Consider the following 19806-nt stretch of genomic DNA (forward strand, 5'->3'; position numbering starts at 1 on the left):
TCGATCGTCAGGCCCGCAGGGCGCTCCGAAGTGACAGGACCGCCAGGGCCAAGGCAGCCACTCCGCAGAGGATGGTGAAACCTACGACGGCGGCTTGCAGCCCGAGCGATGAGACGGCCAGTCCCAGCCCAATCACCGGAACGGCGCTCCCCAAGTACGTGATCACGTAGACCGTGCTGATGACCTGTGCATGGCGTGCCGCTTCGACTCTTCCGGCCACCTCGTTGAAGACCTGGCGGAAAGCAATGCCCTGGCCCGCGCCTGCCGTAATGCTGGCGGCCACAAGAAGCCACGGGCTCGACCACGCGGCCGCCGCTCCCACCAGAACCACAGAGACACCCAGGACGGCCAGGGCGACAGGGACCACGAATCGTCCACGGGCCCCCAGCAGCTGGCTCAGGGCCGAAGCACCCAGGGTGACACCCGCCAGAAGTCCTATCAACGGCCGCGAATCGGCGTGCACCACCGTGGCGAAGTACCCCGGCGCCAAGGACAAGCAAAAACCGAACACCGCAAAGCTCAGGAACCCGGTGGCTGCTGCCATCCAGAATGCTCCGCGCGCGTCTTTGGAAATGGACGGTTTCCTGGGGGCAAGGACCTTCAATGGCTTGGGGCCTTCCGCCGGTGCGATGGCCGGCCGGGCCTTGAGCAACCACAGTGGAATGAGCGCCGCCAGCAACACTGCGGAATGAACGTAATAGGGCGTACGCGTGGGGTCCGGCAGGAGTGACAGCAGGCCACCGATTGCGGGGCCGGCAGCGACACCACCGGCTGAGGAGAGCAACGTGAACCGCGACGCCCAGTCCGGCCGCTGGGGCAGCAATTCGCGGAGGGCTGCGGAGCTCGCACCCGTGGCGAGACCCACGGCCACACCCTGGAGGGCCCGGCCCATGGACAACGACACCAGGGTGTCGGCGTTGGCGAAGATCACGCCGCCCACCAGGCCCACCATCACCGCAAGGACCAACGCGGCCCGTCGGCCAATGTGGTCGGACCAGTGGCCGGCCACCATGAGGACCGCAACCAAGGCCAGCACGTAGCTTGAGAAGGCTATTGTCACGTCAAGCGAGGACATTCCGATCCTGGCCTGAAGCAACGGGTACAAGGGCGTCGCAAGGTTGGCGCCAACCAGCAGCGTGAAGATCACCACCCCCGCGAGGACCAGCCGGGCGGTGGTGGAGGCATCCCATCCCCAGCGTGCAGCGGTGGCCGGACGCATGCGGAGTTCGCTCAAGACAGTCATTTCCATGCCTTCGGGCTCGGTGGCCGGGCTGGGGAGTCCTTGTGGGAGAACCAGCACGACTGAACAGTGATGGCAATAGAATGCAATAGAGCTGCGCTCAACGAATCAAGCGAATGCATGAATTGATCAAAAGACTCAAAGTGTAGCCATCAAAGTGAGCTGGAGTGACCATTTGAACAGTCTTGACCCGATGGACCTGAAAATCCTGCTGGAACTGATCCGGGACCCCCGCATCCAGATCGCCGAACTGAGCGAGACCTTGGGGATAGCCCGCAACACTGCCCAAAGCCGGATCAAGCGTCTTCTGCGCTCCGGAGTCCTGCAGGCAGCAGGCCGTGAAGTGGACCTCGAAAAGGTGGGGTACGACGTCGTCGCTTTCGTCACCATCGAGGTCACGCACCGTGAACTGGACGGCGTCATTGGGGCGCTGCGCCTGATACCGCAGGTGCTGGAAGTTCACGAGATTTCCGGCCGGGGTGATCTCTGGTGCCGGGTCGTTGCTACGGACACCCACAACCTCCAGTCCGCCCTGCGTGCAGTCCTTCGCACCAAGGGCGTGATCAGGACCGAAACGGTGTTGGCCCTGCACACTCATATTCCCTACCGGACGGAGCCACTGATCGGAAGGATGGCAGCGGCCCCAACACGGGGCAAGTCCGAAGGGCAGAGCGCCGGCGCGGCGGCCCAAGCGGACTAGGATTTCTTGCATGGATTGGCTTTCACACATTTCCCAGATCAATTGGCTCGCCGTACTTTTGGCTTTCGTTTCAAGCATGGTGATCGGCTTTGTCTGGTACATGCCGGCCGTTCTGGGAGGACGGTGGATGCAGGCAATCGGCAAGACCGAAGACGACCTCAAAAACATTGACGGCGGCGCCGGAATTTGGGTTCCCATGATGGTCGCAGCGGCCGTTACCAGCATCCTGCTAGCCATACTCATCACCGCACTGGACCTCAACACATTCCTTGCTGGCGGCTTCTTCGCCCTGGTCATCGCCCTGGTCTTCCGGTCCGGCGGCCACGTCATCCACAACGGATTCGCCGGGCGCCCCACGGCGGTCACTTTGATCGACTCCGGCCACGACATCGTGGCCATGACTGTCGCCGGGGCCATCATCGGGGCCATGCAGTAGCGTTCAACCAGTGACCATCATCGACAATGCCGTATACGTGGACGGCGTACGCACTGCCACCCCCAACAGCCTTGAGCAGACCTTCGAAACCCTTTCGGTGCACGGGGGAATGGCCTGGATCGGCCTGTATCGGCCTACACAGCAGGAAATGGCTGCCGTTGCCGCTGAATTCGGCCTCCACGAACTGGCAGTGGAAGACGCTGTCTCGGCGCATCAGAGGCCCAAGCTGGAGCGCTACGACCACAGCCTGTTCACGGTGCTCCGTCCGGCCCGCTACCTGGACGAGACCGAGACAGTGGAGTTTGGCGAACTCCACGTCTTCACCGGTCCCAACTTCGTCGTGACCATCCGGCATGCCGAAACCGGAGGCGTAGCGCGCGTCCGCAAGCGTCTGGAAGAACGTCCAGATCTTCTTCGACACGGTCCGGAGGCCGTTCTGTACGCCTTGGTGGACCAGGTGGTGGACGATTATGCACCCGTGGTCGCAGGCTTGGAAAACGACATCGACGAGATCGAAGACCAGCTCTTCAGTGGCGACAGCGCCGTCTCGCGCCGCATCTACGAACTGGCGCGGGAAGTCATCCAATTCCAGCGGGCCATCCACCCCCTGCCCGAAATGATGGTCCTGTTGGAAAAGGGCTTCGAAAAGTACGGTGTGGACATTGAGCTGCAGCGTTCACTGCGGGATGTTGAGGACCACGTCCAGCGTGTCATCTCCCGCGCGAACTCCTTCCGCGATCTCCTCCAGAACGCCCTCACGCTTGACGGGACGCTGACGGCGAACCGCCAAAACGAGGCCAGTGCCGCGCAGAACGAGCAGGTCAAAAAGATCTCCTCTTGGGCGGCTATTCTGTTCGCCCCGTCCTTCGTGGCAGGCGTCTACGGGATGAACTTCGACCATATGCCTGAGCTGCACTGGGAATTCGGGTATCCGCTGGCGGTAGGCCTCATGTTCGGCGCCGCCCTGCTCATGTACCTCATCTTCAAGCGCAAAGGGTGGCTGTGACACCAGCCCTCGGGGTGGGTCCGCGTTCATTGCGGAACGCCCGCCGCGCCATGGTTGACGACATAGCGGACGACGCCGGCCGCTCGGGTTTCGAACTCGAGTACAGCCAGCGGCTGGCAGCCGAGCGGTTAGCGGCTTTCGGCGCCCAGCTGACCGGCCGCCGTCGTGCACTATCCCGAAAGGCACCCCGGAGCCTCTACCTTCACGGACCCGTGGGCCGCGGCAAGACCTGGCTGATGGACAGCTTCTACTCTAAGTTGCCGGTCCGGAAACGACGGGTGCATTTCCACGATTTCTTCCGCTCGCTCCACGCCGGCACGCATGGTTCCACAGCGGGCAACGGAACCATGATCCAGAAGTCGGTGGACGCGCTGCTGGCTGACATCGATGTGCTGTTTTTTGATGAGTTCCACGTCCATGACGTTGGAGACGGCATGTTCATTGCACGCCTCCTCCGGGATGCGGCAAAACAACGCATTCCCTTGGTGGTGACCTCAAACTACGCTCCGGACGAGCTGCTGCCCAACCCCTTGTGGCATGAGCATTTTGTGCCCACCATCCAGGCCATCAAAGAAATGATGGACATCGTGGAAATCTCCGGATCGTCGGACTTCCGACGCTTGGTTGCAGGTGCGGCCAAACCGGAGGGCCCTTCGGAAGGGTTCCGGTCGGGGCGCATCATTACGCCTGGGACGCCCACCCAGCTGGGTCGCCTGGGCCTCTTCGCGCCTACCCAGTCGCAGAGCCGCGTTTTGACCCCCACCACGCAGCCGATCGTTGTCAGGAATTCCGATCCGGACCTGCTCTGGGTGGGCTTTGATGAACTATGCGGAGGGTTGACATCGCCCGCGGACTACCTTGCCCTGGCGGACAGCTACACCACATGGGTGATCGACAATGTTCCCTCACCAGCCGGCAGCCATCCTGCGCTAGCTCCCGCCTGGCAGCGGTTCAGCAATGTAGTGGACGTGCTTCACGACCAGGACATCACCCTGTTCCTGATAGGCAAGGGCCCCCTCGACTGGGATGGTGCCGGTTCCGGGGGCGTACTGCCGGTGGATCTGGCACGCATCGCGAGCCGATTGTCGTTGCTGACCCGATACGAATCGGCCAGACCTCTTCACAGCGAAGAGTCCGCCGGAAGCTGAGCTTCCGGCGGCCACTCCACAGTGTCCGGATGCCTAGAGGGCTCCGCCAGCGGCGCCAGGGGCGCTGGCATCGTTTCCGCCATCTCCGACGGTCTCGCGGGCCACATAGTTTTCGATGTCGAAGAGGTTTTCGGCGCGTTCGGTAATGTTCAGCAGGGTGGTCATTGAAGCCACTTCCTCCACCTGTTCTTTCAGGAACCACAACATGAACTGCTCACCCAGGGCGTCCCCCTCAGCCCGGGCTGCGCGGAACATCTGTTCGATGTCGCGGGTAACCTGCTTTTCCTGCTCCAAAGCCAACGCAATCGGCTCTTTGGCGTTGGCAAAGTTATTGCGCACAGGGGCAACGCCCGGAATCTCAACGTGCACATTGCGGTCCAGCATGTACTGAACCATCATCATGGCGTGGTTACGTTCCTCGAGTGACTGACGATAGAAGTGACGGGCCAGTTGCGGCAAATCCTCGCCGTCAAAGTACACAGCTACAGCGATGTACTGCTGGGACGCTGCAAACTCGTTGGCAACCTGGGCGGACAACAGTTCATTGAATGTCTTCTTAGCCATGGCATGATCCTACAGTCGGGCCCGGACAGTTCACGGCCTCCGATTTACGGGAGCAGAACAGCGATCCACACACCTGTCGCGGCTGCCAGCACGCTCGCGGCCATGGTTCCCAAACCATTGACAAGCGCCAAACCCGTTCGCCCGCTTTGGACCAGGCGGATGGTCTCCAGGCTGGCCGTGCTGAACGTGGTGTAGCCTCCCAGGAAGCCTGTGCCGACGATCAGCAGCAGCGACTCGGGCGCCTGACCACGCATGACGAGTCCGGAGAGGAAGCCCAGGACCAAGGACCCGGAAACATTGATGAGGATCGTGCCCCAAGGCAATGCCGTCCGGAAGCGGGCGCGGATCAGTCCGTCCACCACGAAACGTGCCGCCGCGCCCAGTCCGCCGGCGAGCGCCAAGAGGATGACTGTCACGGATTTCGGCCTTTGGTGAGCCTGTGCTGCCATGAACCCAACCAGATACCTGCAGTAGTAGCGGCCACCCCGCCCACGAGGCTGGCAGCAAGGTAACCCAACGCTGCAGGCGCCGTACCTGCGGCAAACAGGTGCACAGCGTCCACCGCCAACGTGCTGTACGTCGTGTAGGCACCTAAGAACCCCGTGCCCAGGGCGAGCCTGATGACCCGGCGACTGCCGACGTCGGGCCCTCTGCGTGACAGTCCTTCGAGGAGTGCGCCGAGCGCCAACGCGCCGGTCAGGTTGATGGCCAGGGTGGGAAGAGGCCACCCTCCTGGCGCCGGGATGACGAGGCCAAGGCCGTAGCGCGCGAGCGCGCCCAGGACTCCGCCTGCAGCCACCGTTCCGATGAATCGCCAATGAAGGTGGACTGGGCGCTTGGCCTCAGTCGTCGTCATCGCTGGCCGGGACCCTGGGGTTTACGGGGACGACCAGCACGGGACGGTCTTGCCGATGGAACAGATGGCGGGCAACGGAGCCGGAGGTCATTTCCTTGAGTGCGGCAGTCAACGTATGGTCCCGGGTGCCTACCACGATCATGGCCGCGCCCAGCTCGTGGGCTTCACGGGCCAGGGCGTGTGCAGGCTCCCCCGCCAGAGGCACCAGTGACCATTCGACGCCGGCACCAGCGAGTTGGGCGGCCAGCGACGCCTTTAGCGAGCCGGGAATGGCCTCGGTTTCTTCATCAACACCGTCCGGATCGATCGGGGCCGAGGGACCCCCTGCGCTGCCATCAACCGGATAAACCGTAGCGTCAGCGTAGGCGCACACCATAGGCCGTCCCGAGAGGGCAGCCATTTGGGCGGCCTGTTCAACCACGACGGGATGTTGGCCAGGCATGACGCCTACCAGGATTGGTCCGGTCATGCGGCCGGGCTCCGGTAAGGGGCGTTCGGGCGTGTCAGTCACACGGCAAGTCTAAGACGCACCCCGACCGCTCCTGCAACGCTTTGCCCGACCCGCTGGAATCATCGACGGCGACCCGCCCACCAGCCGGCCAGCAGCGGGAGCACCGAACCGAACATCAGCACGGTACCCAAACTGGGGTCGGCTTGCCGAACCACGGCGCCCGCAATCAGGACGGCGCCAAAGACCACCGCGCCCACTGCCCTGTGTGCCAGTCGAATGAGCCGTCCCACTTGCCGTTCCAGCCGTCGGCTGGAAATCTGCAGCGAGCCGTCCTCGATCTGCGTGATCACGCCATCCAGGCGCTTGGGCAAGCGCAAGGCAACGACTGCGGCATCAAACGCCTGGGCCGCCACATCCTTGGCAAGACCGCCGCGCTCATCGCGGAGCAACTGCGCCGCGTAGGGTTCCACGGAGTCCCAGAGATTGAACCGGCTGTCCAACGAGCTGCATACCCCCGACGTGAGGGACATTGCCCGGATGATGAGCAGGAAGTTCTCCGGCAACTGGAAGGGCAGCGAGCGGACCACCGTTCCGAACTCGGCACCGAAATCACGGAACTCGCGCGGATCCACGTCCCTCAATTCGGCAAAGCCCATCCCGCCAAACCGGTCGAAGAGCTGCGACATGGCCCGCTCCAGCTCAGGTTTGTCAGCCGAAGGCATCAGAACGCCAACGTCGCCGATGGCATCCACCAGCCCCTTGCCGTCTCGGGAGGCGGCCGCGATCAGGAGTTTGCGCAGGCCACTTCGCGTCCTCGGGGCAACCTCGCCCATCATGCCAAAATCGATGAACGTCAGCTTCCACGGATGCTCCGCTTGGCCTTTGGCCGGCGTGACGAAAATATTGCCCGGATGCGGGTCGGCGTGGAAAAAGCCGTTCGTGAACAACTGGTCAAACATGACGGAGGCGAAAACCGGTGCGACCTCGGCCGGGTCTATGCCGACTTCCCGCAAAGCCCCCGCGTCGGTGATTTTGATGGCCGTGACATCTTCCAGGGTGAGCACGCGCCTTGTTGTCCGTTCCCAGACGATCGCGGGCACCGTTACCCGGGCATCGTCGGCGAAATCAGCCGCGAAACGTTCCGAATTGGCCGCCTCGTTCAGGTAGTCGATTTCCTCGAGGCTGGTCTTTTCGAACTCTTTGATGAGGGCCGACACATCGGCACGGTCTGACACGAGGCGGATGCGGCTTAGCCAGCCGCCCACCCTGCGCAAGGCGGCCAGGTCGACGTCGACAATGGCTTGGATCCCCGGGCGCTGAACCTTGAACACCACGCTGCTGAGTCCGGTGTCGGCGGCATTAGGGGGCAGGAGCTGTGCCCGGTGCGCCTGGCCCAGGGACGCCGCGGCGATAGGCACTTCCTCGATCGAGGCAAAAACCGCCCCCAACGGCGCGCCCAACTCGGCCTCGGCAAGGGATCGGATCGCAGGGAAAGGCACAGGAGGCACCTCGTCCTGCAGCCCTTCCAATTCGGCGGTGATTTCCGGCGGAAGGACATCCAGGCGCGAAGACATGAACTGTCCCACCTTGATCATCAGTCCCCCAAGCTCCACCGCCAGGTCATGGAACCGTTGCGCGAAAGTGCGCATCCTCCTGGCCCGGTTGCGTTCCCCAATCCGACGCAGCCCCACCCGCGGCAGCAGGAGCTCAAACCACCAGGTGACAGCAAGGTGCCAAGCGGCGAAACGCAGGATTCGGCGATAGCGGGCACGGGTGTCCCCCGCGCCCGGTGCTGGATCTGCCCGGTCGCGCCGAACCGACGCCACCCCTGTCAATCCTGGGCGAGGATGGAGTAGAGCCGGCGTCGTGCCTCTTCAAGCACGGTGACCGCTTCCTGCACTTGCTTGGGCGTTCCGGTGCGACCCACTTGGGCCGCCGCTTGCGCAAGCGCCATTCCGGCTTTGGGTAGGGCCCCGAACCCTGGGCCCGACCCCGTACCCGTGGACTCCCATGGTGAAGAGGTTTCCGAGTCGGCCAGGTACTCCCGTCCAGCCTCAGTCAAGGAGTAGATCTTGCGTCCGTTGGATTCCTCCGAACTGACGAATCCTTCGTCCGCGAGCAGTTGCAGCGTGGGGTAGACGGACCCGGCGCTTGGCTTCCAGCTTCCTTTGCTGCGCTCATCGATTTCACGAATGATCTGATAGCCGTGCATGGGGCGCTCTGCCAGCAGCGCCAGGACGGCCGTGCGGAGTTCGCCCCGCCCTGCCCTGGTTCCGGAACGCTTCTCGAACCGCGAACGAAACTCGTCAACGGCCTGCCACATCCCGTCAAAACTGTTGCCCATGAATCCGCCTGCGGGGAATGAATCCTGCATCTTGCCCACCTCAATACGTCGCGAACGATACTGAACGATAGTTAACGATATGCTCCCGATTCGGCAAGGACAATGGGCTTACCGGGCGAATCCGAGCAAATGAAGCTCACCTTCGGTCCGGATATCCGGGGTGAGAACGTGTACTGTCGGCGGGCAATCCACTTCCGGTAGGGCTTCCCACGGCGCGGCAGGTGTTCGCGCTACCGACCGCGTCCAACCAACTCAGGTAGGCTCCATCCGATGGAGACCAGACCAACCGTGGCAAAGATCGAACGTGAGCCCCAGAATGGCTGAGCACGTTCACATCATGGTGGATGGGCTTGAGGTTCCTGATGACGCCCTGTCTCACCTCGCCATGGTGAACTACGGCCATTTCACTGCAATGCAGATTCGTGGCGGACAGGTCCGCGGTTTAACGAAGCACATCAAGCGACTGCAGCAGGCTCACACAGAATTGTTCGGCACGATTATTGACCCAGCGACCGTCTTGGAGCATATTCGGCGGGCCGCCTCCGTGGCGCCCGACGGCGTATCTCCGCGTGACGCTGTTCGAGTCTGGTCCCGGAGAAGTCCGCGTCATGACGGCCCTGCGGCCCCCTGTGGACCCACCCTCGGCAGCGGTCAGCCTCTTCCCGGTTGTCTATCAGCGCCCGCTCGCGCACATCAAGCATGTCGGCAGCTTCGGTCAGCTCTACCACGGTCGGTTGGCGAGGGATCGAGGCTTCGATGACGCGCTGCTGACCACGGCGGACGCGGAGATCTCCGAGACCAGCATCGCAAACATCGGCTTCATCGACAGCGGTGGTGAGATCGTTTGGCCGTCCGCCCCGTCCCTGTATGGAATCACCTGGCAGCTCCTCGACGAGGCCCTCACGGTCGCGGGAATCAACTTTCGCAAGCAGCCCGTGGCGCTCAATGATGTGGCCGGTTTTGCTGGAGCGTTTGTCGCCAATTCCGTTGGCGTTGTACCGGTACACAGACTCGGTGGGCTTACCTCTTATGATGAGACCGCTTCCCGGGAAATCATCACCCTGTACGAAGCCAGCGCCTGGGACACCATCCAGTCCTGACAAATATCACGTTGTTCCCGGAAGGAACCCAACCGCCGCCCTCGATACCGGGTTCTTTGCTGAGTTGCTTGGTTCCCACTTTTCGGAAGCACTCTTTTCTTTGACCGCTGCGAGCCATGATGCTGCCCTCGAGTAAGGTCCGACGGGATTGGATGCGCCAGCGGATGCTGAAAATTCCTCGTGCTTCCAGGCCTGAAACTGTGGAGCTAAGGAGATTCGAACTCCTGACCTCTTCGATGCGAACGAAGCGCTCTACCAACTGAGCTATAGCCCCTGGGCCGGCATAGGTGCCGGACCAGTGTCCCTAGGCTATAAAGTTTCGCCGCGCTTTTCCAACCACGACACGAACGTCTCGGTCCCAAGCTTTCGTTCGGGGACCAGGTTGTGGCCCGCACGCAGGTACGCGCCCATGGGTCCCGGCAGTGGCAACCTGATGATCTTTCCGCGGGTGCCCGTGATACGTGTCCAATCTTCCGCCATTTGCCTCATGGTGAGCACTTCCGGACCTCCTATGGTGCGGACGCTATGTGATGGGGCACCGGCCTCGGCCCTTGCCGCTTCGAGTAGCGAGGCGGCGGCATCCACCGGCGAGATGGTCTGGAACCTCACTCCCGTGAAAGTGGGAATGAGCCGGAGTCGCGCACCCGCGGAAAAGATCATCGCGACGAGGCTGTGGAACTGGGTGGCCCGGACGACCACGGTTTGCAACGGCGACTCTGCGTACGCGCGCTCCTTGTCGGCCTTGGAAACATAATACGAATAGGTGCTCAGATCGCAGTTGATGATGGACAGCGCCACAACCCTGGACACCCCGGCCAGGCGGGCAGCCGCGGCAAGGCGCCTGCCGCCGTCGGCGAACTGCTTTTTGGCTGTGCCAAACTGTCCCTCAAGGCAATCAATAACGACGTCGGCACCCGCCAGGGCGGCAGCCAGCCCTTCGCCCGTGGTGACGTCGGCCGCGAAATAGGTGGCGCCGTCGAGACGCTTCTCCGAACCCGCGACTGGCACATGGCGGCTCAGCACGGACACCGCGTGTCCCGCAGCCAGGGCGAGCCGGACCACCTCACGGCCAACCTGGCCAGTGCCCCCTGCGACGCAGATGCTGGACATGAAGGCTGTTAGGCTCGACGGCGTTGAAGGACGTCATCCAGGTTGCTGAGGGCGCTCTGGCTCTTGGCGGAAACCGCAGCGGTCTCTGCCTGCTCGGCCTTTTGCTTCAGGATGGGCTTGCCTACGGGCTTGGGGGCCTCCGGGAGATCCAGCGGCTCGGGTGCCGGGCGGGCAGCTTTAGCGGCATCGACATACGTGGGTTTCGGGACCTCAACGGGTTTCCAGCTTGCGCCCTTGGATTCCTTGGCAGTGCTGGCTGAGTGATCCCCGGCGGCAACGGCAACTGCCAGGGCTGCCTGACGCAACTCGTCCGCTGTAGGACGGTTGGCTTCGCGGCTGGCGGCCTCTGCATCGAAGACTGTGGTGGCCTTCGGCTCGGCCGGCTCTTCCTTGGGCAGGTAACGCGCCGGAGTCGGGATGGGCGCTGCCTGCGCTGCGCGCCGTGCCCGCCGTTCACGAAGGTCGCGAAGGGCGAGCCTGCGCAACACCACGACGGCGACTACCGCACCGATCACCGAGACGAGCGGCAACCAAAACGATCCCGTACCGAAGAGGCAAAGGACGCCTGAAACCATCGCCGTCAAGAGCAGGGCGAGCCCCGACAACGCCAACGTAAACCGGGCATATCGAATAGTGAAGGGTGTGGAGGACGCCTTCAGGGGGGCAGACGCGGCCGCTGGGGATCCTTGGGGCGACGCCGGTGCTGTCCTGTGCATGGTCTCCATCGGTTTCTCCTGCTGAGGTGCCAAAGTCAGTACCACCCCTGCCTGCGGTTCGTCTGGTTCGTCGTCGATAGCGTCTGCTGGAACAGCTACAGTTTGGACTTGCGAACGCCTGTTCCGTAAAACGTAAGGCGCCACCCAGACCATCCACAGCGCGACAGCGACCACGAGTATCACTGAGCTGCTGAGAGGGAAGTCCACATTCAAAACCGTAGAAGCAAATCACCGGGGGCGGCGGCATTGAGGCCGGTGTGTCGTGGGCGAGTCCGCAAATGACTGGACTTAGGGCCAAAAAGGCCTATGACCTGCCCGTTTGTCCGCTCAGCCACCTGCGCAGGAGTCCTTCGGGAACTTCGTCGGAAGTAAGCGCGAAGGAGCGGTGATCGGCCCACTCACCGTTGATATGCAGGTACCGTTCCCGGTAGCCCTCATCACGGAAGCCCAGTTTCTCGACGACCCGCAGGCTAGGTGCGTTTTCCGGCCTGATATTGATTTCCATCCGGTGCAGGCCCAGCACGCGGAAGCAATGGTCGGTGGCCATCGCTACGGCTGTGGGAGCGATTCCGCGCCCGGCACGGTCCTTGTCCACCCAATAGCCCAAGGTGGCCATCATTGCCGAACCCCACACAATGGAGGAAACCGTTAGCTGACCCACAATTCTCGGCTCACGAAAGCCGGGGGTCCGCTCAACGATCACAAAAGGCAGTGCGGTGGACTGACGGGCCTGATCGTTCAGGGAAGCCACCATCTGGCGATAGCTGGGGAGGCGCCCACCCGGAGCCGGGTTGGACGCCTCCCATGGCGCCAGCCATTCACTGTTCCGTGAACGGACTTCTGACCACTCCCGCTTATCGCGGTAACGGATGGGCCGAAGCAACAGGTCTCCGCTTTCCAGCGTCACCGGCCAGATCGCAGAGCCGTACATCCGTTGTTACTTGGGAAGCGCTGCAGTGAAGGTCGGCAGCCACTCGCGCAATTCGGGGCCGAGGTCCTCGCGTTCGCAGGCGAGCTCGATGCAGGCCTTGAGGTAGCTCAGTTTGTCGCCAGTGTCGAAGCGGCGTCCGCGGAAGACCACGCCGTATACGCCATAGCCTTCACCCTCGCCTGCAGCCAGCACCTCGAGGGCATCCGTCAGCTGGATTTCCCCTCCGCGGCCCGGCCCTGTGTTCTCCAGGACCTCAAACACGGCCGGGTGGAGGACGTAGCGGCCAATGACGGCCAGGTTTGATGGAGCTTCTTCCGGCGAAGGCTTCTCCACGAGCTGCTTGATGCGCACGTAGCCGTCCTCGCCTTCGTCCTCAACGTCCGCGCAGCCGTAGGCGCTGATCTTTGAGGGCTCAACTTCGATGAGGGCCACCACGGATCCGCCGGTCTTCTGCTGGACAGCAATCATCTCGCTGAGCAGGTCGTCCTTGGGATCGATCAGGTCATCACCAAGCAGCACGGCAAACGGTTCGTAGCCAACGTGCTGCTTTGCACGAAGAACTGCGTGGCCGAGCCCGTTGGCGTCGCCCTGGCGAACGTAGTGGATGTCGCCCAGGTTGGTGGCCGACTGAATGGCCTCCAACTTGGCAGTATCACCCTTTTCAGCAAGCGTTGCCTCGAGGGCAGGCACACGGTCAAAGTGATCTTCAAGGGCGCGCTTGCTGCGCCCTGTGATCATGAGGACGTCGTGCAGGCCCACCTTGACGGCTTCTTCGACGACGTACTGGATGGCTGGCTTATCAACCACGGGCAGCATTTCCTTGGGCATCGCCTTTGTTGCAGGCAGGAACCTGGTGCCAAGGCCCGCTGCGGGGATGACGGCCTTACGGACAGCATTGTTATCGAGAGTCACCGGACTAATCTAACGGAAGGAAGACATCAACGGCTAAACCCCGCCGCACCGGCAGGGAGTTTTTTGATTCAGGAAAGGGCAGCCCTGCTGCTCCTTCCGTTGGCACGGACAGACCCTAGGAACGGATACGAATGGCAACGAAGGAAGACATCCGGAGCAGCCGCCGGCTTCATAGGCGAAGCCTGACCCCGGAGCAGATTGCAGCCGCCGGCACGTCGATTGCATGGCACGGCACGGAGTGGGCGGCCTCAAGGACCTCCGCCGCAGGCACTTTTGCGGTCTACGTCGGCGTCGCCTTCGAACCACCCACACTGCCCCTCATTCAGGCACTCCACGACGCCGGACACCGGATCCTGCTCCCGGTCTGCGAGCCTGGGAGGCAACTGAGCTGGGTGTACTGGACCCCGTCAACCGTGTTCGTGCGGTCCTCCTACGCCCCCATCGACGAGCCCGAGGGCGAACGGCTGGAAAGTTCAGTAGTAGCTGACGCCGCAGGGATTTTCATGCCGGCCACGGCCGTAGACCGGGAGGGTAACAGGATCGGCCAGGGTGGCGGATACTACGACCGGCTCCTCCAGGGACTCGACGCATCCGGCCGGCGGCCGCCCACCATCGCGGTGGTGTACGACGACGACTTGTTGCCTTCCGGTTCCATTCCCGCCGAACCCTTCGACCGCCCCGTGCGGGAAGTGCTCACGCCCTCCGGGCTCATTCGCCTCGACGGCCCGGAATAGGGGACCGCGTCGCGATGTTATGACCTTCAGTCCGGCGCGACTGCTGCCAAGGCACCGGATGATAGAATTGGCACTCAGGCCCTGCGACTGCTAAGCCGGATACGCTCCGGAGGCGTGCCACAGGACCTGAACCTTGTCCTGAAGGAGGAATTCAGTGCCCACTTACGCATACGCCTGCAAAGACTGTGACCATGCCTTTGACATCGTCCAGTCCTTCTCTGACAGCTCCCTGACGGAGTGCCCCGAATGCAAGGGCGCGCTTCGCAAGAAGTTCAACAGTGTCGGCGTCGTTTTCAAGGGCTCCGGTTTCTACCGCACTGACTCCCGCGACGCCAAGGGAAGCACGGTTTCGGCTGCTCCCGCAGCGCCCGCAGCTGCGTCGTCGACTCCAGCGGCAACCCCAGCACCCGCAGCCGCAGCCGCCGCCAGCTAGGAACCGTCTTTTCCACATAGGACAGCCCGGCACTGTTTCCGTGGATCCCGTGCTGGCTAGCGTGGCTGCATGCCACACCAGTCACGAAGCACCCTCCTTGCCCGCGCCGAGCGCTCAGCTGCGTCCGTTGGGAACCGGTCTCCTCAATCATGGCCGCCCGTACGCACCCCGTTTGATCCCAAGTTCAGCCGGAAACGTCCGCGCAACCCTGACACTCGGCGTGGACTGAGGCGCAGGTTCGGATCATGGATCGCACGCAACCGCCGACTCACTGTGGCACTCCTGCTCTGTGCGGCTGCCGGCATCGCAGTCCAGCAACTGACACCCGCAGCGGAGCAACGCGTCAACGTACTGGTGGCTGCCCGGGACCTCCCGGGCGGCACCAGCCTGGCTGCCTCCGATTTCACTGCAATACCCGTGTCCCGGGATCTGGCAATCTCCACCGCATTTGACGACCCTGGCGTCCTGGTGGGCCGCCAGCTTGCCGCACCCCTTGGCCGGGGGCAGATCCCCACGGAATCGAGCCTGCTGGGTCCTGGGCTGCTCACTGGCGCACCCCCTGGCACGGCAGCAGTCCCTCTGCGGATGGCCGACCCGTCATCCATCCAGCTGCTCTCCCCCGGGCAGTTAGTGACCGTGGTCCTCACCGCAGCCGGGACCTACGATGAGTCGCGCGAAAGCCAGGTCCTGGCGGGTCCTGTTGCCGTGCTCTGGACCTCTGCCCAGGGCGGGAAGCCCGGTGAGTGGCTCGGTACGGGTGACAGCGACGGCCTGGTGGTAGTGGCGGCCGATCCCCAGCAAGCAGAAAAGCTCGCCGGCGCATCAACGCAAGGCAAGCTTTTCTTTGTACTGGTCAGCCCGTGATGGGAAGTGCTGTCGGCACGTGCCTTCAGGGTGGAACGTTAGCCCCAGTGCGGGGGCTTTTGCTCCTTCAGCCACTCCTCATGGTCATAACCGGATTCGTCTCCCCACCGGCGGGGATCGTCCTCCGCGGCCTTCGTAGGAAGAATTCCTTGCGAGGCCGGCTTAGCAGGAACGGCCTTCGACTCCTCCGCGTCCCCCGCGCTGCCTTGGACAGCATCATCAGAGCGCTCCGCGGCGTTGTCTTCCTCGCCGGTTACTTGTTCCGTCATGGGTGCTTCTTTTCCGTTGTCGGCAGCAGCATCGGCCGGCTTGGTGCCAGTCTCGATGTTGCCGGCTGCCCTTCGCGCACTTGGGGTGAAGGATGGCTGTGCTTTGTCCAGGTTCAATTGTTCAACATCCACGTCCAGGAAGCCATGCTGAGGAGTGGAGGCGAGCTGCGGGATGTGGTCTTCAAGTCCCAGGTAGGAGCCGATACGGTCGGCACAGGAGGACGGGTCAGTGAAAACTTCGATCGTCCACAGCGACATGTAGCGCCAACCCATGCGCTCCAGCAGTTGTGGTCGCAGGCGGCTTCGCTCACGCACGCTCATACGCCTGTAACGTTCGGTTCCATCGGATTCAATGGCCACCGGAGTAGGAATCTCCGCACCCTCCCGGCCAATGGTATGCACCGGATCCGCCGCAGCAGCGATGTCCAGTACCCCATCGTAGAGATGCCAGACACGCGCTCCACGGGCACGCAGCCGCTCCCCCAGATCTGCCACCAGGGAATCCTCGCCCAGTGCTTGTTCGCTGGCGACAGCACGGGAAGCAGGCGTTCCAAGGTTGCTGTTTCCAGAGAGTTCACGGTCGAGCAACTCGTAGAAGTCCACGGCACCATGAGCCAGGCGGTCCTGGTCGAGGTCTTCGGGGCGGAAGCACGTCAGCACGTGCATGGAGCGCCGTGCGCGCGTCATTGCCAAAGCGAAGCGGTTCCGCCCGCCTTCTGTGGACAAGGGTCCGAACGAGTGGAGCGCACGCCCATGTGGAGTGCGTCCGTAGCCAAGCGAGAAGATGACGTGATCCCGTACCAAACCCTGAGCGCGCTCCAGGTCCACCACCCTGAAGGACTCGGGACCCGCCCCGAAGAAGGTGGACAAGAGAGGATGGTTGGGCAGTTGGAGCCTGATGGCTTCACCAATCCTGGCCGCGTGGCGCAGGCTGGCCGTTACTACGGCCAGGGAAGTGCGGGGGCGAAGCCTCGCGTGTTCGAACACAAGGTCAACTACACGGTTGACCTCCGCGGTGACGGACTCGACGCCTTCGTGGTCAGCGCCCGGGAGGCCAGTACCATCGGGGATGTATTCCACCAGGATCGAACGGTCCAGGCCGGTGACGGAATTGCCGTCGGGCAGGCGCCGCAGTCCGCCGTCGTAGTAGTTCTTGCTCAACTGGAGGATCAGGTCCTCGTCCACTGCGCGGTAGACCCAATTCAGCTGCCAGGTTGGCAGTACACGGGCAAGGGCCTTGAAGGCGCTGTCCACAACTTCGTGGCTGGCTACGCCAGCAACCGGGGGTTCCACGGCAACACTGAAGGTGCGCGCGTTGGCGATTTTCGCGTCCCCGAAGGCCACTACCTGATGTGCGCGGGCAATGGCAGGAAGAACTGCCTGCAGGGAGGTGGACTCAGCATCGATGATCACCACGGCGTCAAACTTTTGCTCGGCAGGAAGGACGCCGGTCAGCAGGTAGGGGCTGACCGACCACACCGGCACCAGCAGCGGCACGAGATCCGGCGCCTGCGCGCTCAGTGCTGGCAACGTCACGCGGCCATCCTTCAACAGGGCGCGAAGCAACTCGGCCTGCCGCGGGTGTTCGAGGATGCCCTGACGCCATTTCTGGGCCAACTGCCAACGAAGGCGGGCCGCACCACTGGCTATATGGGCCTGGTCCGCGAGGCGGTATTCGGCCTCGAGGCGGCGCAGCGAGTCACCATCGGACATTGCAAGGTAATCGTCACCGCTGATCATGGCTTCCAGCGCGGACTGCCACCAGGCAAGGTCCAGCTCTGCTGCCACCGAGGGTGCCGGGACTTCGCGGGCAGCGAGGTCAGCGAGCAACTCACCAAGACCGTGCTCGCGCATCTCCTCAATCAACAGCGTCCGCTCGGGCAAAGTCTCCAAGGTGGCGGTGTCCGCTACCAGGCGTTCCAACCGCTCCATGAGTTCCAGGTACGGCGTTTGGTGCAGGGAGCCTCCGGCGGCGGTGTGCTTGAGGGCCTCACCGAGCCGGAGCAGTTCGCCGTCCAGCTCCCGGTAGAGGGCACCGAGGTCGGCAAGGCCGGACGGCACAGCCGGGTGGCGCTGCGTCGTCGCGTAGCCGGCCCACAGGGCACGCTGTTCCTGGACCAGTACCAGCGAACTATGGAGGTCTGCGATGTGGACACCGGGCCGTACGTATTCCTTGGCCACGCGTCGCAGCCGGGAACGCTGCATGGAAGGCATTTCCAGGTTTCGTTCACGGCGCCATGCGGAGCTGGCTGTCGCGGAGATGAGGTCGTGGACGGGCCGGTCAAAGATATCCGGGGTGAATTTGTCCAGGCTTTCGCGCACCGCAATGAGCAGTTCGAGCTGCGCTCCCCACTCGGTGAAGGTTTCGCCCAGCCTGATCTCGGCATGGTCGGAGACCTGCTTCATGCGGTCACGCAGGATGGGGAGTTTCTCCTCAGCCAGCCGCACCAACTGTTGGGCTTCTTCTGTCTCTTTGCGGGTCACAAGACGTGCGCCATACCAAGGGCTGGAAGTCGAGGCGCGGCTAAAGCTGCCCAGTTCGGCCGCACGACGCAACCGGCCGGCAAGCTCTTCACGATCCTTGATGTTGTCCAGGACGCTGCGCTTCAACCGTACGGTCGTGGAAGGCGCAGGGTGGATGGACGTCAACTCCGCGAGCGACTGCATTGCCTGGTAGGGCGAGCAACCCCAGCGCTCACGGACATTGTGCAGGGACGCCACGTGGTCCATCAGGGCATGCCGGTGTTCGGTCAGCGTCTGGTGAAGGTTCCCCAGCTGAGGCTCCAGGGCCTTCTCGCTGCGCATGATTGCCCGGACCAGTTGGCCCTTAAGCTGCTGCGGCGTTGTTCCGTTGCCTGGCCGGAAGAACATCGAATCGAGGCCCAACGATTCCAGGTGCGCGGACAAGCCGGCAAGGCTGGACTGCCTGTCCCCCACCACGAGGACGGACTTTCCTTCGCTGACCAGGGCGCCGATGGCATTGATCGCGGTCTGCGTTTGCCCACTTCCGGGAGGGGTACTGACAACGAGGGAATCTCCAGCGCGGACGGCGTCCACAACGTACTGCTGGTCCGTGTCGGCGTCGAGCAGGAGGAGTTCATCGGCGGGATCCCGCTGGTCAAGATCGGCAAACCTGCCCGCTTTGATGGGTTCAGGCTCAATATCGCCACCGTTGGCGGCACTGGCCAAAGCCGCCACCGTGGGGTTGTTCATGTTGATCCACGGATCATCCAGGTTCCCCGAGAGATCAGCCAAAGTGGTGACGAGCAGATTGAACTCCACCTCGGCCCCGTGAATGGGCTGGACCAAGGTAGCCAAACGATCCAAAACCGGCTGGGGATCGAGCCTGGCCGTGTTGTAGGCCATGCGTGCCACGGCGTTGACATCAAAAACGATGCCATGAACTGTTTTCAAGTGCCGAACGAGGGCCGGGTTCATACGGGCCTGTTCGGTGAGCTGGAGCTCGAAGTCGTCCTCGCCGGGCCGGACGGTGAGAACAATGGACGTGAGCATGACCGGCGCGGAAATGCGCTGCGGCTTGCCACCTACCGCCGAGGTCCACACCACGGTGCCGGCGGACAAGTATCCGGCTTCGATACCGCGGTCGTTGCTGAGTTCGAAGATTTTGGACCGGATATTCCGGGCTGCCCGGGCGGCAACCAAATACTGTTGTCGGTCCCTGATCAGAGTGGACAAACGCGTCCTGCGGCCCGCGAGCAGCTGGGCGAGGCCGGACGGGTGGGCATTGCTGAGATCGATGGCGCCTTCCGGGGTCTTAACGAAACGCAGCATCGTATCCGCCCCGGTAACGGGCTTAAGACCAGACAGCCATTTCCTGAGCTCCTCGGAGCCCTCTTCCTGGCCTAGACCTAATGACACAACTTCTGCCTTCTTTTCTGTACTAGCTTTAGACGCCCTGGACCATACCGGCATACTTTCGAGGGTAGCCGGAATACCCGGCCAGCCCACTTCGCAACGCTGTTCCGACGCGA

General features: G+C 62.9%; 20 protein-coding genes and 1 tRNA gene. 8 read left to right on the top strand and 13 right to left on the bottom strand.

Annotation, left to right across the window (positions count from 1 at the left end):
- Positions 1-7: 7 nt before the first annotated feature.
- The gene (locus J2Y68_RS08155) at positions 8-1243 is read right to left on the bottom strand and encodes an MFS transporter (protein WP_309992602.1); all 1236 of its coding nucleotides are present in this window, start codon (positions 1241-1243) and stop codon (positions 8-10) included.
- 190 nt (positions 1244-1433) lie between these two features.
- On the opposite strand from J2Y68_RS08155, the gene J2Y68_RS08160 reads away from it, so the two are divergent.
- Genes J2Y68_RS08160 through zapE form a run of 4 tightly spaced genes read left to right on the top strand, consistent with a single transcriptional unit; the run spans position 1434 to position 4530 of the window.
- Positions 1434-1940 carry an Lrp/AsnC family transcriptional regulator gene (locus J2Y68_RS08160; protein WP_397334753.1) on the top strand — a complete coding sequence of 169 codons (507 nt, stop codon included), beginning with the start codon at positions 1434-1436 and terminating at the stop codon, positions 1938-1940.
- A 10-nt stretch (positions 1941-1950) separates the two neighbouring features.
- Complete coding sequence (locus J2Y68_RS08165; protein WP_309992022.1) at positions 1951-2376, top strand: DUF1761 domain-containing protein; 426 nt, start codon at positions 1951-1953, stop codon at positions 2374-2376.
- A gap of 10 nt (positions 2377-2386) precedes the next feature.
- Positions 2387-3382 (top strand): magnesium/cobalt transporter CorA, encoded by a 996-nt coding sequence (gene corA / locus J2Y68_RS08170; protein ID WP_309992024.1) that lies wholly within the window; start codon positions 2387-2389, stop codon positions 3380-3382.
- Entirely contained in the window at positions 3379-4530 is a 1152-nt protein-coding gene (gene zapE / locus J2Y68_RS08175) for a cell division protein ZapE (protein ID WP_309992028.1), read from the top strand. Before corA ends, zapE begins: the two co-directional genes overlap by 4 nt.
- Positions 4531-4563: 33 nt before the next feature.
- Here the strand turns inward: zapE and J2Y68_RS08180 are convergent, their stop codons facing one another.
- The 6 genes from J2Y68_RS08180 to J2Y68_RS08205 are packed head-to-tail and all read right to left on the bottom strand — an operon-like array spanning position 4564 to position 8775.
- The gene (locus tag J2Y68_RS08180; protein ID WP_309992031.1) at positions 4564-5094 is read right to left on the bottom strand and encodes a ferritin; all 531 of its coding nucleotides are present in this window, start codon (positions 5092-5094) and stop codon (positions 4564-4566) included.
- A gap of 44 nt (positions 5095-5138) precedes the next feature.
- On the bottom strand, positions 5139-5510 hold the full coding sequence (gene crcB / locus J2Y68_RS08185) for a fluoride efflux transporter CrcB (RefSeq protein ID WP_309992034.1): 372 nt from the start codon (positions 5508-5510) through the stop codon (positions 5139-5141).
- Positions 5507-5950, bottom strand: a complete 444-nt coding sequence (locus J2Y68_RS08190; protein ID WP_309992036.1) for a fluoride efflux transporter FluC — start codon at positions 5948-5950, stop codon at positions 5507-5509. Before J2Y68_RS08190 ends, crcB begins: the two co-directional genes overlap by 4 nt.
- A complete protein-coding gene (locus J2Y68_RS08195; RefSeq protein WP_309992039.1) occupies positions 5937-6461 on the bottom strand; it encodes a universal stress protein in 525 nt (174 codons plus the stop codon). Before J2Y68_RS08195 ends, J2Y68_RS08190 begins: the two co-directional genes overlap by 14 nt.
- A 59-nt stretch (positions 6462-6520) precedes the next feature.
- A complete protein-coding gene (locus J2Y68_RS08200; RefSeq protein ID WP_309992042.1) occupies positions 6521-8227 on the bottom strand; it encodes an ABC1 kinase family protein in 1707 nt (568 codons plus the stop codon).
- A gap of 5 nt (positions 8228-8232) precedes the next feature.
- The gene (locus tag J2Y68_RS08205) at positions 8233-8775 is read right to left on the bottom strand and encodes a PadR family transcriptional regulator (RefSeq protein WP_211711232.1); all 543 of its coding nucleotides are present in this window, start codon (positions 8773-8775) and stop codon (positions 8233-8235) included.
- 539 nt (positions 8776-9314) lie between these two features.
- Here J2Y68_RS08205 and J2Y68_RS08210 point away from each other — a divergent pair.
- A complete protein-coding gene (locus J2Y68_RS08210) occupies positions 9315-9845 on the top strand; it encodes an aminotransferase class IV (RefSeq protein WP_309992045.1) in 531 nt (176 codons plus the stop codon).
- A gap of 201 nt (positions 9846-10046) precedes the next feature.
- Here J2Y68_RS08210 and J2Y68_RS08215 read toward each other — a convergent pair.
- The 5 genes from J2Y68_RS08215 to galU all read right to left on the bottom strand — a co-directional run bounded on the left by J2Y68_RS08215 (position 10047) and on the right by galU (position 13514).
- Positions 10047-10119, bottom strand: a tRNA-Ala gene (locus J2Y68_RS08215).
- A 35-nt stretch (positions 10120-10154) separates the two neighbouring features.
- A complete protein-coding gene (locus J2Y68_RS08220) occupies positions 10155-10955 on the bottom strand; it encodes an SDR family oxidoreductase (protein ID WP_309992047.1) in 801 nt (266 codons plus the stop codon).
- A gap of 8 nt (positions 10956-10963) precedes the next feature.
- Positions 10964-11845, bottom strand: coding sequence for a hypothetical protein (locus J2Y68_RS08225; protein ID WP_309992606.1), 882 nt, complete (start codon positions 11843-11845; stop codon positions 10964-10966).
- Positions 11846-11975: 130 nt separating this feature from the next.
- Entirely contained in the window at positions 11976-12602 is a 627-nt protein-coding gene (locus tag J2Y68_RS08230) for a GNAT family N-acetyltransferase (RefSeq protein ID WP_309992050.1), read from the bottom strand.
- A 6-nt stretch (positions 12603-12608) separates the two neighbouring features.
- Positions 12609-13514, bottom strand: a complete 906-nt coding sequence (gene galU, locus J2Y68_RS08235) for a UTP--glucose-1-phosphate uridylyltransferase GalU (protein WP_309992053.1) — start codon at positions 13512-13514, stop codon at positions 12609-12611.
- A 131-nt stretch (positions 13515-13645) separates the two neighbouring features.
- On the opposite strand from galU, the gene J2Y68_RS08240 reads away from it, so the two are divergent.
- The 3 genes from J2Y68_RS08240 (at position 13646) to cpaB (ending at position 15545) form a co-directional block, all read left to right on the top strand.
- Positions 13646-14248 (top strand): 5-formyltetrahydrofolate cyclo-ligase, encoded by a 603-nt coding sequence (locus J2Y68_RS08240; protein WP_309992056.1) that lies wholly within the window; start codon positions 13646-13648, stop codon positions 14246-14248.
- A 154-nt stretch (positions 14249-14402) separates the two neighbouring features.
- On the top strand, positions 14403-14681 hold the full coding sequence (locus J2Y68_RS08245) for an FmdB family zinc ribbon protein (protein ID WP_309992059.1): 279 nt from the start codon (positions 14403-14405) through the stop codon (positions 14679-14681).
- A gap of 69 nt (positions 14682-14750) precedes the next feature.
- Positions 14751-15545 carry a Flp pilus assembly protein CpaB gene (gene cpaB / locus J2Y68_RS08250; protein WP_309992062.1) on the top strand — a complete coding sequence of 265 codons (795 nt, stop codon included), beginning with the start codon at positions 14751-14753 and terminating at the stop codon, positions 15543-15545.
- Positions 15546-15583: 38 nt separating this feature from the next.
- On the opposite strand, the gene J2Y68_RS08255 is transcribed toward cpaB, so the two are convergent.
- Positions 15584-19747: a DUF4011 domain-containing protein gene (locus J2Y68_RS08255; RefSeq protein ID WP_309992064.1), complete on the bottom strand. Its 4164-nt coding sequence runs from the start codon at positions 19745-19747 to the stop codon at positions 15584-15586.
- Positions 19748-19806: the final 59 nt, after the last annotated feature.

Source organism: Paenarthrobacter nitroguajacolicus (assembly GCF_031455195.1).
GTDB classification, from domain to species: domain Bacteria; phylum Actinomycetota; class Actinomycetes; order Actinomycetales; family Micrococcaceae; genus Arthrobacter; species Arthrobacter nitroguajacolicus_D.